A 14,022-nucleotide genomic window follows, 5' to 3' on the forward strand; every position below is an offset into this window, starting at 1 on the left:
AATCCAGATGGCTTTTTTTTAGTATATCTTTTCCTAGAAGAATTACTTGCTAGTAACAATTTTTTCTTGTTTGTTAATTGACTCTTGGTGAATAGCTTTATAAACTGTTTTAATAAACTCTTCGCTCAATCCAGCTTCTGCACCAATCTTAGCCATGTTTTCTAAAATCTCTCCCCAACGAGCATCTTGCAATACTGATACATTTTGAGATTTTTTTACAGCTCCAATTTGCTCAGCAACATTCATACGTTCTGCTAAGGTCTGAATTAAGTGATTGTCAATAACATCGATTTCTGCACGCAATCCTTTTAATTGATCTAATGCCTCTCCTTCTGCTTTAGGTTTGCGAACTCTTAAATCTCTCATAATCTCTACCAAACGAGCTGGAGTAATTTGTTGTTTCGCATCAGACCAAGCATTGTCAGGATCAATATGAGTTTCAATCATCAATCCTTCAAAGTTTAAATCTAAAGCAATTTGAGAAATATCTTGAATTCCTTCTCTATTTCCACAAATATGAGATGGGTCGTTAATAATTGGTAAATCTGGGTAACGACGTTTCAACTCGATAGGTAACTGCCATTGTGGTACGTTTCTAAACTTTGTTTTTTTGTAAGAAGAGAAACCTCTGTGAATTACTCCTAGATTTTTAATGTTAGATTTATACAAACGTTCTACACCTCCTAACCACAAAGCTAAGTCTGGGTTAATTGGGTTTTTAATCAATACTATTTTATCTGTTCCTGCCAATGCATCAGCAACTTCTTGCACTGCAAATGGGTTTACTGCAGTTCTTGCTCCTAACCATAACACGTCTACATCTGCTTCTAAAGCTAGTTTTACGTGTGCTACATTAGCAACCTCTACTGCAATTTTTAATCCTGTTTCTTTTCTTACTTTTTGCAACCAAGGCAAAGCCAAAGCACCTACACCTTCAAAACCACCTGGTCTTGTTCTTGGCTTCCAAACTCCTGCTCTAAAAACAGTAACGTCTGTATCTTTTAATTCGTGAGCAATTTTTAATACTTGCTCTTCAGTCTCGGCACTACAAGGTCCTGCAATTACCAATGGATGATCTAATTTCATGTCATCCAACCACGTTCTAAATTCTTTTGTATTTTCCATCTTAGTAATTATATTCTATTTTTTAATTCCGTTTAATACTTCTTTTATATGGTTTGTCGCTTTCATTGTTTGCTTCAAACCTGTGCTATTCTCTTGCTCTATTAATGCTCTAAACTCAATTAAATTGTCTATATATTCATTTAACGAACTTAGAATATTCTCTTTATTTTCTATAAAAATAGGCGACCACATATGGGGTGAACTCTTTGCCAAACGAACAGTAGATTCAAAACCGGAACCTGCCATATCAAAGATATTCTTTTCGTCCTTTTCTATTTCCAATACCGTTTTCCCTAGCATAAATGAACTGATATGAGATAGGTGCGATACATAGGCAATGTGCTTGTCATGTTCTTTGCTATTCATAAAAATGGTTCTCATCTTTAAGGTATTAAATATTTCTACTACTGTTGCTACAGCATACGGACTGCTTCGTTCCTTGTCACAAATGATGTTTACCTTGTCATCAAATAGATGATAGATAGCAGCCTCTGGTCCAGAATATTCAGTACCGGCTATGGGATGAACGGCGACAAAATTAGTCCTTTTTTCGTGATATTCAACAGTTTTACACAGTTTCTCTTTGGTTGAACCCATATCAAACACAATGGCTTCTTCTTTTACCAAATCTAACACTTGTACAGCTAGTTGCGGTAGGTAATTTACGGGTACCGCGAGTACTACCACATCACTTGTAGTAATTTTATCTAGTGTTATTACCGTATCTACAATGCCTAGCTCTAGTGCTTTTTGGGCATGTTGTGGGTTGTTGTCTATACCTTGCACAGTATAATTTAACCTTTTCTTAAGCTCTAGGGCAAAAGACCCCCCTATCAATCCTAATCCTATGACGGTTACTACCATGTTTTTTTACTCCTTATTTCTTCCTGTTTTGATACACTATCCATACTTTATCCATACACTATCTATGCTTTATCTGTATGTGGGTATCGGGATGATTTTATTGTACTCTTGCCAATACTTTTTTTAATTCGGTTTGCGAAACACACAACGATAGTCTGATGTATCCTTCTCCATTGCTTCCAAAAACGGTTCCTGGAGTTACAAATACATTTTTGTTGTACAGCAAATTATCTGTCATTTGTTCCGAGGTTGTGTTTTCTGGAATTTTAGCCCATACAAACATTCCCACGTGTGTTGGATTGTAGCTGCAATTTAAGGCTTCTACAATTTGATAGACCAATGCTCTTCGTTCTTGGTACTCTTTGTTAATGCTATCAAACCAATTGCTAGTAGCTTGTAAGGCTTCTACCGCTCCTTTTTGAATGCCGTAAAACATTCCTGAATCCATATTGCTTTTTACTTTTAAAATTTCTTTTAAATAGGCTTGTCCTCCTACAAACATTCCCACTCTCCATCCTGCCATGTTAAAACTTTTGCTCAACGAATTCAATTCTAAGGCTACTTCTTTTGCCCCCTTGTAATTTAAAATACTTGCTGGCTGATTGTTGAGAATAAAACTGTAAGGATTGTCGTTTACCAACAATATCTGGTGCTTTTTTGCAAATGCAATCAACGCAGGGTATAATGTCTCTGATGCCAAAGCTCCTGTGGGCATGTGCGGGTAATTGATCCACATGATTTTTACTTTGGACATTTCTTGTTTTTCTAACGCTTGTAAATTGGGTAACCAATCGTTGTCTGCAACTAAATCATAGTATTTTGGAACAGCTCCTACCAACTTGGTTACCGATGCATACGTAGGATATCCTGGATTAGGAATCAATACCTCATCACCCGGATTTAAAAAGGCCATGGATACGTGCATGATCCCCTCTTTAGATCCCATTAAAGGCAGAATTTCGGTATGAGGATCTAGGTTTACCTGAAAGTGATTTTGATAAAACTCTCCCATGGCTTTTCTCAGTTCGGGAATTCCCTGATAACCTTTGTAAGCATGAGCCATCGGTTCTTCCATGGCTTGTGTTAGCGTTTGTTTTACCTTTGCCGGAGGGACCAAATCTGGGCTTCCAATTCCCAAACTGATGATTGGTTTTCCTTGTGCTTTTAGGCTGGCTACTTCTCTTAATTTTTTTGAAAAGTAGTATTCTTTTACTTCTGATAACCTATTGGCTGTTGCAACAATCATTACTTTTTATCTTTATATTCTCCTAATATTTTTAAACTCGACACTTTGCTATTTATGTCTTGCAAAGCGTTTTTGTATTCTTGATAATCGTCAAAGACTAAGTCGGCAAAAAATGCATATTCCCAAGGCCTGTCTATAATAGGTAAAGATTGAATTTTGGACAGGTTTACTTGGTGTTTTGCCAATAAGACCAATACTTCACCTAAGGATCCGCTTTGGTGTTTTAACACAAACTTTAACGATGCTTTGGTGGCCGTAAGATTGCTATGACCTTCTTTTTTTTGTACAATTACAAAACGGGTGAAATTCTTCTTAATGGTCTGTATTTCGGTAGCCAATACTTCTAGTTCATAAATTTCTGCTGCCTTTGCACTGGCAATAGCTCCTGTCTTTTTTAGTCCTTGTTCATGTATTCTTTTGGCAACCTCGGCAGTATCTGCATCCTCTATCAGTTTGATGTGTGGGTAATCTTTAAAAAAACTACGACACTGCAATAAGGCCATTGGGTGCGAGTATACTTTTTTAATTTGACTAATGTCTTGCCCTGGCCATGCCATCAAGTTGTGATTGATCCCCAAATAATATTCTCCTACAATTTTTAACTCCGATTCGTCTATCAATGCATAGTTGGGCAATATGGCTCCTGCAATAGAGTTTTCTATGGCCATTACCGCATAGTCTGCCTTGTTTTGCACCACCAACTCTGGCATTTCTGTAAACGTCATGCACTCTATAAGGTCAATTTCTGAGTGGAAATAACTTTCTGCTACTTGATGGTGATAGGATCCTTTGATTCCTTGAATTGCTATCTTCATTTGATTCTGATGCAAAAAAAAAGTCTCGATACAATCGAGACTTTTTTATGCTTTTTTTATTTGGTATTAACACATTAAAAGTCCCTCCTTCTTGCTAAAGAAGAAAAAGAAGAAATAAAATCCAAATGCGTTAATTGTTTTCATATTCTGTGTTCTGGTGACAAATGTATGAAATCTATTTGTTTGTACAAATTTTTTTTTTAGATCGATGGTCGGTTTTCGATGTTCGATTGTCGATGATCGGTGATCGATTGTCGATGTTCGATGTTCGATTGTCGATGTTCGGGGGACGATGTTCGGTGATCGGTAATCGATGATCGGTGATCGATTGTCGATGTTCGATGTTCGATTGTCGATGTTCGGGGGACGATGTTCGGTGATCGGTAATCGATGATCGGTGGTCGATTTTCGGGGGACGATATTCGATGTTCGATTGTCGATGTTCGGGGGACGATATTCGATGTTCGAGATTCGATATTCGATGGTCGATGTTCGGTGATCGATGGTCGATGGGCGGTGATCGATGGTCGGTGATCGATGTTCGATGGTCGATGGTCGGTTTTTGAAGTTTAAGAATATTGAAAATTAAATCTCCTCCATTAACTATCTATACACAGGATACATGTAGGCTTGATCAACGTTATGTGTCTGATACTTTTTTATTGAATCTATAACATAAAAAAACTCCTTGATTTCTCAAGGAGTTTTGAGCCGATAATAGGACTCGAACCTACGACCTGCTGATTACAAATCAGCTGCTCTAGCCAGCTGAGCTATATCGGCATAGCGGGTGCAAATATAGTTTCTTTTTGTAATCTGACAATGTTTTTTTTATTTTTTTATTCGATGTTCGATGTTCGATGTTCGATGGTCGATGGTCGATGGTCGAGGGTCGGTTTTCGGTTTTCGATTTTCGATTTTCAATGTTCGATGTTCGATGGTCGGATGGTCGATGGTCGAGGGTCGGTTTTCGGTTTTCGATGTTCGATTTTCAATGTTCGAGGGTCGATGTTCGGGGGTCGATGGTCGATGGTCGATGGTCGAGGGTCGGTTTTCGGTTTTCGATGTTCGATTTTCAATGTTCGAGGGTCGATGTTCGGGGGTCGATGTTCGGGGGACGGTGATTGTTAAATGTTTTTAAAGGTATACATGGCAAATAAAAAAAGACTGCTTGAAGGCAGTCTTTTTTTATTTAACGCTTTAGGAAGTGATACCACTTTTTCTTCTTCTTTTCGTCGTCAAAGGTGTATCCGTAAGTATATCCGTATTCGTATTTATAACCGTAGCCATATCCATAGCCTTTTCTGGCTTCTACTCCATTTACCACATATCCTACATTGTTTAGTTTTTTCTCATCGATTAGCCTTTTAGAATACTCTACAATATTCTTTTCTGTATGATTAGCTCTCGTTACATAAATCGTAGTATCAGCTAATCTACCAAATATCAAGGTATCACTTACCAACAGCGTTGGTGCTGTGTCGATTACAATATAGTCATAGTGCTTTTTTAAGTAGCTTAGCAACTCTTCAAAGCGCTGATTTGACAACAAACTTGTAGGATTTGGAGGTATAGCCCCCGCGAACAAAATATCTAAATTCGTCCTCTCCTCATCTTGATATATATCTAAATCCGTAAATTCTAATTGAGGCCTGTGCAAATAACTAGACAATCCTGTTTTTACATTTTCAACTCCTTGATTTTTGTGTAGTTGAGGGTTTCTTAAATCAGCTCCAACCAAAATCACTTTGTTGTTATAGTTTGCCAATTCTAATGCTAAATTATAGGACACTAAGGTTTTTCCCTCCCCTTTTATAGAAGAAGTTACCAGTAAGGTTTTGGCTTTTCCTTCTTGTTTGTTAGGCGTGATAAAGTTTAAATTGGTTAATAAGGTTCTAAACGCCTCTCTTAGCATACTTCTATCATCCGTACTTTTCGATTGGTTTTTTTGCAAATCTCGTACATAAGGAATGCTACTTAGAATAGGTACTCCTTTTGAGATTCGTTCTATATCTGACGAACTACTGATTTTAGTATCTAATAAAAATTTAACATATAAAGCTATTATCGGAATTATGATCCCAGCAAAGAAAGCCATCAAATATGTTTTCATTTTATTTGGAGCAATAGGTCCGCTTATGATCGCATAATCAATTACTTTTACTTTTGATACTGTCACCGCAAAATTAATAGCAGATTCTTCACGCTTTTGTAATAATAGCAGATACAAACTTTCTTTTAAATTTTGTTGTCTTTCTATGTTTCTTAATACTTTCTCTTTTTCAGGTATGTTCTGAAAATAATTATTTGCTAACCCTTGAGAATTTTTAGCTCTTACTAAGCGTAATTCTAGCTGCTCTACATAGGCATTAATCGACAGCGTAATATTGTTTCTAATATCCTCTAGGTTTTTTGCCAGTACGTTTAAGTATGGGTTGTTTTCTCCTGCACTTAACTTTAATTTATCGTATTCTAACAAACTTGTGTTGTATTCGTTTATTAGTTGATTTACAGTCTCACTATCTAAGCCTATATTGGAAGGGAGTAGTTGAAACGTTTTTTGGTTTTGTAAAGATTCTTTTAACATCCTTCCCAATTCTAGCTGTGTTTCCAACTGAAATAACTCTTCCTGTTTTACGGCATTTTTTTGCACTGCCAAACCTGCATCCGCCTCAAACATACTTAAACTATTCTCTTGCTTGTAGTCTTTCTTCTCTTTTTCAATCTCTTCCAATTCAGATACCAAATACTTAAAGCGGTCGTCTACAAATTCTATTGTACGTTTGAATACTTTTTGTCTGTCTATGATTCCATCTTTTTCATAAACATCTACTAGGGTATTGATAATTCTTTTTGATTGCTCTCCATTTTGAGTTTGAACACTCAAATTTAACAAGTCACTGTCTTTACCCGCAGGAGCTATGTTTAGTTTGTTGATATAGTTTTTTGTTGCAGCACTTAAGGACTGAACAGATACTGTATAGGTTACATTAGAAAAATCCTTATCCTCTAGAATCTCTTGATTTTTTATAATTATAGGAAAATCAGGATGACTTGCATGGTAATTGTATCCATGAGTTTGATATGTTTTCTCTGAATTCAGCTCTGTTAACAAATATCCTTTGCTATTTATTTCTAAACTGAAACGAATTCCTTTTGTAATACTATCTAGAGGTAAGCTGTGTTTTACATGAAAAGGTGGCTTAAATACTTGACGCGTCACTAAATTCCCCTTTGCATAATAAGATACGTTTAAACTAAGTTTTCTTACCACCTGTTCCACAACACGGTACGACTTGATTACAGCAATTTCATTGTCTAAGTTTACCTTTGACTTTCCTAGCAATCCTTTTAAATCTAGACTAAAACTAGGCGTTTCTTTATTATCCAGTATTTGAATCTTGGATGTTGCTTGGTATAAATTATTTTTTGATTTTAAATATGCAAAAGCCAAAGCCAACGTACATATTACCATTAAAATAAATAATGGCCAATATCTTAGGTACCTATAGACAAGCCCTTTGATGTCTACTTTTTCCTCTTGGAAGTCCATTTCAAAAAAATCCTTTTCTGTCATCTCAATTTTCTTAACGTGTTAACAATACGGCTGTACTAATCAATAAAGAGATCACTCCTACCAAACTCGACACATTTCCTAAATAACCTGCAGATTTCACTTTGGCACTGTTAGGATTTACGACCAACACATCGTTGGGTTGTATGTAATAAGTCTCTTTGTTGATCCAATTGGTTTTTGTTAAATCTATAGCATATACTTTGCGTTCTCCTTGTACTTCACGTATTAGCACTATGTCTTTACGTTTCCCATTAATGGTTAAATCCCCTGCATAACCTAGGGCTTGAGGAATTGATAACGTTTGTTCTGTAAAGGTATAAGTACCTGGTTGACTTACCTCTCCTAATACTGTAAACTTTGCATTTAGTAAACGAATGTCTACCGAGGGCTCTACCAAATGTTTTTCCTCTTCCAAAAGATTGATTAGGTACTTTTCAAGTTCATGTATTGATTTATCTTTTGTTGCTACTTTACCTAAAACAGGCAAACGTATCTCTCCATTATTATCAACTAAATATCCTTGTATTTTTAGTAGCTCTATACTTCCTTGTTGCCCTGTTCCGTTTTGCCCTGGTTTTTGTTTATTGTATGCTATAGCTGACTCTGGCACTAAAGCAGAGATTGTTATTGACAAAATATCATTGGGTTGGATTAGTATCGTTGGGCGTTCAACCTCTTCTTGCTTTAATTTATCTATCTTTTGGAAATATAATATATCTTTTTTATATGTACAGCTTTGTAATAATCCTAAAAAAATCACTATACACACAGATATTTTTTTACCTAACTTTATTAATTTCATATTCTATTTTATTATTCAATGCCTTTTCTTTAATTCAAACCAAATGCCCTTGTACTTAAAACACCTTTTATTTAATCCTTTGTTTTCTTAGATTTTTCTTTCGCTTTCGAATACGCAAGCCCATTTTTAAAAGAACAAATCCAAAAAAGGGTCCATAATAAACGTATCTCCTCCACATACGCTTAGGCTCTTTTACCAAACGAATGAACCACTCTAAACCTAATTTGATCCAAAACGGTGATGGTCTTTCAACAGTTCCCGCATAAAAATCAAACACAGCCCCAATAGCACACACCGTACCTACCTGTAATTCCTTAAAATGCTCTTTGGCCCATTTTTCTTGTTTGGGAGCTGTCATTCCTACAAATAGTACGTAAGGCTTGTGTGTATTTACTGCTGCAATCATTGCCTGATTGTCTTCTTTGCTAAATTCTGGTTTGTACGGAGGTGAATAGGTCGCTACTTTTATATTTGGATATTCTTTTGCTAATCGTTCCCTGATCTTCTTAAGGGTTATTTCGCTTGCCCCCATGTACATACACGTACCATGATCTTTGTTAAGCTGCTCTAACAAATACTGATGAATGTCCGCCCCTGCAATTTTTTGTATGGTTTGTTTTTTTAACAACTTGGCCGCAATCACAATACCTATTCCATCTGGTAACAAAATGTCCGACTTTTGTAACGCTTTTTTAAACTTGTAATCATTGTCTGCAATACAATATGAATATTGATTGATCGTGTTGATCAATTGTTTGTTTCTGTAGTCTATATCTGTTAAGTTACCAGTAAACACTTTATATTCTAACAAGGGAAGCGTTTTGTATTTCTTTTTCGTCATATCCTTAGCTTTAACAGAATTACAAATATCTGTATTAATAAGTTAATCAACACTTTTTTAACATTAACTTATTGTCATTATCTTTTTATATTCACTAACCACTTGGTTAACTTTACATTCCCAAGAAAGTTCTGACTGCCTTTTCTGACAGTTCATAGCCATTTTCTCTAATACACTTCTGTTTTGGTACAATTTTTTAATAATTTCTGAAAATTCAGAAACTGATTTTTCAGGATTAGTCAATGATATTTTTATTCCAACATTATTGTCTACAGAATCTCCATGTCCGCATGTATCAAAGCAAAGGATAGGCAAATTATTCCCAATAGCTTCCAATACAACATGAGGCGTTCCTTCAGCAACACTTGTAAAAAAGAACAAGTCCGAAATTTGCATCATTTTCTGTACCTCTTTGTGAGGTATTAAACCATAAAATTTACATTGTTTTTCGACACCTAATTCTTTAGCCAAACTTTTGTATAGTTGGTCATCTCCTCCTCCAACAATGTGCAATTGTACGTTTTTATTAGCAACCTTTGCAACTGATTGAATCGCCAAAGACAATTGTTTTCTAAAATCTAATTTCCCCACCCACAACAAATCCAGTGTATTTTTAGTTGATTTGTCTAGCAACTCATGCGTTTGTTCATAACAGCCAGTCTCATTTAATAGAGGCGTTTGGATACCAAAATATTTATAAAAGGTACGCTGTGAATTTGAAGAAGCAGCAAGTACTAAGGACGCTTTTTCTACAGCAGTATTCACACGTTTTGAATTTTTCAATTGCCAAACAGTAATCTTATTTTTCAGTTTGATGAAGATTTTGGTTTTTTGAGTAGCTCCATGTAAATAAGCTTCGGGAAAGCTTTCTTTGGCATCCACTGGTCCCCATACAAAGGAAGTATCCTTTAATTTCCATAAAAAACCTGGCTCTCTAAAACCAATCATATTCAACTGATGCACAATCTTAATACCTTCCTTTTTAACAATAGTTTCAGCTAATAGGTATGTTTTGTATTGCCATCTTTTGTAATGCTTGTAAAATCGCCAATCGCCTTGATTCCAGCACATTTTGCGAACTTCTTCAGATAAGGGATTGTAATAGAAGTGCATGTTTTTTCCCTCTGGTAAGGTAGATAAAACCTCCTCTATGTTATCTCTAAATTCTCCTTCTGTAATGATATGAAGCTCACAATGAGTGGCTAAGTTGACACACCAATTCCAAGCCATTCCTGGCTCACTTCCCATTCCAGGCGAACAGGCATAGGCATTGATTAAAACCTTTATCATCTAATTTATCTTTTAGTCTGAAATTAAAAACTATCTTCTTGCCTTTTTTAAAAACATAAGATGTTCATTTTTCATATCTTCATTAAAACGATCCCTAATTTTTTTTGCTGGAACCCCTCCCCATATTTCACATGGTGGTATGTCTTTATTTACTAGTGAACCAGCTGCTACAATAGCCCCTTTACCAATAGTAACTCCCGCTATAATATTACATCCATGACCTATCCAAACATCATCCTCCACAACTGTTATTCCATCTTCACCTCTTTCACCGTCCCAAATATATTTACCCGGAACATCAAACATGTGATCATTTTTACCAACAAAACAAACACGTCCTGCCATTAACACATGATTCCCAAAATGTACATCCGAGGCAATATTACAATACTGACCAAATTGAACTCTATGACCTATTTTTATATCTCTTTTGGCAAAACTTGTCTGCTTCATCACTCGTACAAAGCCACCGTAAGACACCCAGGGATACTTAATATTAAATGTGTACCATGACCTAGCTATATTTAAATAATAAGAAATAGTGAATTTTACTTTACTAGTTCCTTTTGGCATGTTACTATAACCTATCTTAACCATAATATCTAACTGTTATAAACTGAATAAAATACTTTAACATACTGTTCAAAAGAAACTGGCATTAAATTTTCTTTTTTATCCTCATTTTTATCGTGCGAATTGGAATACATGTAATTTAAGGACTCCACAAATTCTTCGCTTTCTAAAGGATCAAATATTTTCCCATTCTGATCTGTAATGAAATCTAGTGCTCCTATATATTTACTTCCTAAAACAGGACATCCAAAAACCAAAGCTTCATTCACAACTGCACCAAAAGGTTCGTATCGACTTGGTAAGACATAAAAGTCTGCTATGTGGTACCAAGCATACAAATCTTTCCCTGAATAAAACCCCGCAAATATTACTTTATCCTTAATATGTAAAGAAGCACATTGATTTTCTAAAGCATCTTTATCATGACCTGTACCGACCAATACTAACTTATAGTTTTCGTTTTCTGATTTGGCAAACGCTTCTAATAAGAGATCCAATCCCTTTATATGCTGTTTCAGTCGCCCCGTGTACAAGACAATTTTTTGATCTTTTAGGTTAAATCTTTCTTTATAACCTTCTACAGTTTCTTGGAATGACCTCTTATAATTTAAAAGACTTTGAGGGCTTTGGATATTAGGACAAATACCTACTTCTAGCTTAGGAAAAGTTTGTTCATAAAATTTTTTCACAGCTTCACTATACACGATGACAGACCCTGCTATACTTAAAACATATCTCCTAAATAGCCCCTTTACACCTTTTACACCTCTTGCTATCGCTAAATTATCAGAAGTTGTTATCACATATTGATAATTCAATAATTTTAATTTCTTAATCATTGCCACAGCAATACTCGTTGGAGAATATTCATGAGAAAACACGATATCGGGTTTTACAGAATTTATAATTTTGTAAAGTCCAAATCGTATTGGGCGCTTCCCAATTTTAAACCCGTTGTTTAGAAAGATATTGGTGATACTATTATCCAATCTTCCTAATAAATCTTCTCGATCGTATTGAAAACCCTCAACCTCAGCATTCGTATAAACAATAGTCAATTGGTAATACTTTGCCATTTCATTAAACACATCTATTCGCCAAGGCGGTAGGTATTGAAAGAAAACTAATGCTTTTGGTTTGTTAACACACATCATATCTATTCTATTGGTATAAAACTGTTTCTAATTAATAAATAGATTACTAATTTCTTTTTTTATATTTATATAATAACTGTTTTTTAGCACCTTGAAATGTTTTAATAATACCAATCATTTTAATTGAAAACAAAACAGGATTATTTTTACGTGTAGTATACTTTTTTAACTTCTTTACATCCATGTTTATGACTACATTTAAAGCAGACTTTAAAAAAGGAATTCCATGGTGTTTCGTATTAAATAATAGTGCATTTAATGTGTTTACCTCACGGACATGATTATACTGTTCTGAATCCCACGTTGATTTTGCAGAACCAAAATAATAAATATCCATTTCTTTATTTATAAATGGTTTTATATCATAATATCTCGATCTTGGTAGACTTCTATATCGAAATACGTAGGGATCTGTTTTACTGTCACTTGAATCTAATAAAGATACTAACTCAAATTGACCATTGAAACTAATTGCTTTTTTAGCACCAATTAAAGATCCATATAACACAGCTGCATATCCTCCAGCAGAACTTCCTAAAGTTATTACTGACAAACCTTGAGTTTGCTCCTTTAAAAAATCCTTTAATTTTTCTGGTGAATTAACCTCTTTGTTTATCCCTGAAAGATACCATTGCTTGTGAACATCTCTTAGTAAAATGTGTTTGTATACGTTTTCAATCCTAGTTCCGTACCACTCAAAAAAATTCTTCTCTACAATTCTTTCAGTAAATACTTCTTTACTATTGGGATAGTAAATATCATTGCTACTAAAATAAATAGCACAGGTAGAACGGTCAGTAGCTTTTTCATTGTATGAAACCAAGAAGTTATCTTTAGCATTGTAAATATTTTTTACTAGTTCAGAATCTACTTGAAATACATAAGGTTCATTGCTTTCTTTTATTTCCATAAATGAGGTATTAGTGCTCTTAGGTTAATTGTAATAAAATGTTTTATCGCCACTCCCAACCCAAAATGTCTTTTTTCGTAAACAAAAAATGGAACAGGCTCAGCATAGCCAAGAGGAGAATATAATAACTTAAATCGTTTTCTTATAGGTGTCTCCTTCAGACACCATTTAGGTAGTGTTGGATTCTTTTCGCAAGTACCTATATAATTTGCAGCCAAATAGTTTTTAAAACCTGCTTTTATCGCTCTCAAGCTGTAATCATGATCACCAATCGCATGAACAAAAGTCCAGTCTAAATTACCTAATTTATCATAAACTTGCTTAGGAACAAGAACACAGTTCCCATTCATAATAGCACACTCTTGTATACTACCATTGGGCTCAAGCAAACCATCATTACCTTTCGATGTAGCACCATAAGTTACTTTACCATCTTTCGAAGAGCAAGTTGGTCCGCAGACAATGGAATTAAAGCAACTTTCTTCAGCTCCACTTATCATGGTGATCAAAGCATTTTTATACAAATTTGTGTCATCATTCAGCCATAAATAAAAATCAAATTTTCGCTTACTAGTGGCTGCTTTCCAGGCCGTATGCATGCCTCTATTCCAAAATAAGGTTCCATCTCCTTTTATTATATTTACTTCAGAAAATTGTCTTTTTACTTCTTCTGAAGTCCCGTCTGTACAACCATCATCTACCAAAAAAACCTCTAAACTATAATCTACAGGGAAATCTGCTACAAATAAAGCTTTTAAACATGCTATTGTTTTTTCTTTTCTGTTAAAACAAGTTAAAAGTACAGCTATAGTTTTCATTATTTGT

12 protein-coding genes and 1 tRNA gene are annotated in these 14,022 nt (G+C 35.0%); all 13 read right to left on the minus strand.

Translation table 11 applies throughout. The features are described from left to right. Positions 1-42: 42 nt before the first annotated feature. Positions 43-1,125, minus strand: coding sequence for a bifunctional 3-deoxy-7-phosphoheptulonate synthase/chorismate mutase type II (locus tag FS85_RS0113240; RefSeq protein WP_010136833.1), 1,083 nt, complete (start codon positions 1,123-1,125; stop codon positions 43-45). Positions 1,126-1,140: 15 nt separating this feature from the next. After that, positions 1,141-1,989: a prephenate dehydrogenase gene (locus tag FS85_RS0113245; protein WP_010136834.1), complete on the minus strand. Its 849-nt coding sequence runs from the start codon at positions 1,987-1,989 to the stop codon at positions 1,141-1,143. Between the two features lie 97 nt (positions 1,990-2,086). Next, entirely contained in the window at positions 2,087-3,235 is a 1,149-nt protein-coding gene (locus FS85_RS0113250; RefSeq protein ID WP_010136836.1) for a pyridoxal phosphate-dependent aminotransferase, read from the minus strand. Then, complete coding sequence (locus tag FS85_RS0113255; RefSeq protein ID WP_010136837.1) at positions 3,235-4,050, minus strand: prephenate dehydratase; 816 nt, start codon at positions 4,048-4,050, stop codon at positions 3,235-3,237. Before FS85_RS0113255 ends, FS85_RS0113250 begins: the two co-directional genes overlap by 1 nt. 709 nt (positions 4,051-4,759) lie before the next feature. Beyond that, positions 4,760-4,833: transfer RNA gene (locus FS85_RS0113260), tRNA-Thr, on the minus strand. Positions 4,834-5,242: 409 nt separating this feature from the next. Further along, positions 5,243-7,627, minus strand: coding sequence for a GumC family protein (locus FS85_RS15765; protein ID WP_010136838.1), 2,385 nt, complete (start codon positions 7,625-7,627; stop codon positions 5,243-5,245). 10 nt (positions 7,628-7,637) lie between these two features. Further along, positions 7,638-8,429 carry a polysaccharide biosynthesis/export family protein gene (locus FS85_RS0113270; protein ID WP_010136839.1) on the minus strand — a complete coding sequence of 264 codons (792 nt, stop codon included), beginning with the start codon at positions 8,427-8,429 and terminating at the stop codon, positions 7,638-7,640. Between the two features lie 67 nt (positions 8,430-8,496). Further along, the gene (locus tag FS85_RS0113275) at positions 8,497-9,270 is read right to left on the minus strand and encodes a WecB/TagA/CpsF family glycosyltransferase (protein ID WP_010136840.1); all 774 of its coding nucleotides are present in this window, start codon (positions 9,268-9,270) and stop codon (positions 8,497-8,499) included. 63 nt (positions 9,271-9,333) lie between these two features. Next, a complete protein-coding gene (locus FS85_RS0113280; protein ID WP_010136841.1) occupies positions 9,334-10,560 on the minus strand; it encodes a glycosyltransferase in 1,227 nt (408 codons plus the stop codon). 30 nt (positions 10,561-10,590) lie between these two features. Next, complete coding sequence (locus tag FS85_RS16990) at positions 10,591-11,157, minus strand: acyltransferase (protein WP_010136842.1); 567 nt, start codon at positions 11,155-11,157, stop codon at positions 10,591-10,593. Positions 11,158-11,162: 5 nt separating this feature from the next. Continuing rightward, complete coding sequence (locus FS85_RS0113290; protein WP_010136844.1) at positions 11,163-12,287, minus strand: glycosyltransferase; 1,125 nt, start codon at positions 12,285-12,287, stop codon at positions 11,163-11,165. A 46-nt stretch (positions 12,288-12,333) separates the two neighbouring features. Beyond that, positions 12,334-13,197 (minus strand): hypothetical protein, encoded by an 864-nt coding sequence (locus FS85_RS0113295; protein WP_010136846.1) that lies wholly within the window; start codon positions 13,195-13,197, stop codon positions 12,334-12,336. Next, the gene (locus tag FS85_RS0113300) at positions 13,188-14,015 is read right to left on the minus strand and encodes a glycosyltransferase family 2 protein (protein WP_010136848.1); all 828 of its coding nucleotides are present in this window, start codon (positions 14,013-14,015) and stop codon (positions 13,188-13,190) included. The genes FS85_RS0113295 and FS85_RS0113300 overlap by 10 nt, the downstream gene beginning before the upstream one ends. Positions 14,016-14,022: the final 7 nt, after the last annotated feature.

Origin of the sequence: Ochrovirga pacifica, from assembly GCF_000220525.1 — a bacterium.
Lineage (GTDB): Bacteria > Bacteroidota > Bacteroidia > Flavobacteriales > Flavobacteriaceae > Ochrovirga > Ochrovirga pacifica.

Bases quoted from the DNA above. Each gene is read 5' to 3' on its own strand.
- FS85_RS0113240 (WP_010136833.1), bottom strand. From the start codon at position 1,125: ATGGAAAATACAAAAGAATTTAGAACGTGGTTGGATGACATGAAATTA.
- FS85_RS0113245 (WP_010136834.1), bottom strand. From the start codon at position 1,989: ATGGTAGTAACCGTCATAGGATTAGGATTGATAGGGGGGTCTTTTGCC.
- FS85_RS0113250 (WP_010136836.1), bottom strand. From the start codon at position 3,235: ATGATTGTTGCAACAGCCAATAGGTTATCAGAAGTAAAAGAATACTAC.
- FS85_RS0113255 (WP_010136837.1), bottom strand. From the start codon at position 4,050: ATGAAGATAGCAATTCAAGGAATCAAAGGATCCTATCACCATCAAGTA.
- FS85_RS15765 (WP_010136838.1), bottom strand. From the start codon at position 7,627: ATGACAGAAAAGGATTTTTTTGAAATGGACTTCCAAGAGGAAAAAGTA.
- FS85_RS0113270 (WP_010136839.1), bottom strand. From the start codon at position 8,429: ATGAAATTAATAAAGTTAGGTAAAAAAATATCTGTGTGTATAGTGATT.
- FS85_RS0113275 (WP_010136840.1), bottom strand. From the start codon at position 9,270: ATGACGAAAAAGAAATACAAAACGCTTCCCTTGTTAGAATATAAAGTG.
- FS85_RS0113280 (WP_010136841.1), bottom strand. From the start codon at position 10,560: ATGATAAAGGTTTTAATCAATGCCTATGCCTGTTCGCCTGGAATGGGA.
- FS85_RS16990 (WP_010136842.1), bottom strand. From the start codon at position 11,157: ATGGTTAAGATAGGTTATAGTAACATGCCAAAAGGAACTAGTAAAGTA.
- FS85_RS0113290 (WP_010136844.1), bottom strand. From the start codon at position 12,287: ATGATGTGTGTTAACAAACCAAAAGCATTAGTTTTCTTTCAATACCTA.
- FS85_RS0113295 (WP_010136846.1), bottom strand. From the start codon at position 13,197: ATGGAAATAAAAGAAAGCAATGAACCTTATGTATTTCAAGTAGATTCT.
- FS85_RS0113300 (WP_010136848.1), bottom strand. From the start codon at position 14,015: ATGAAAACTATAGCTGTACTTTTAACTTGTTTTAACAGAAAAGAAAAA.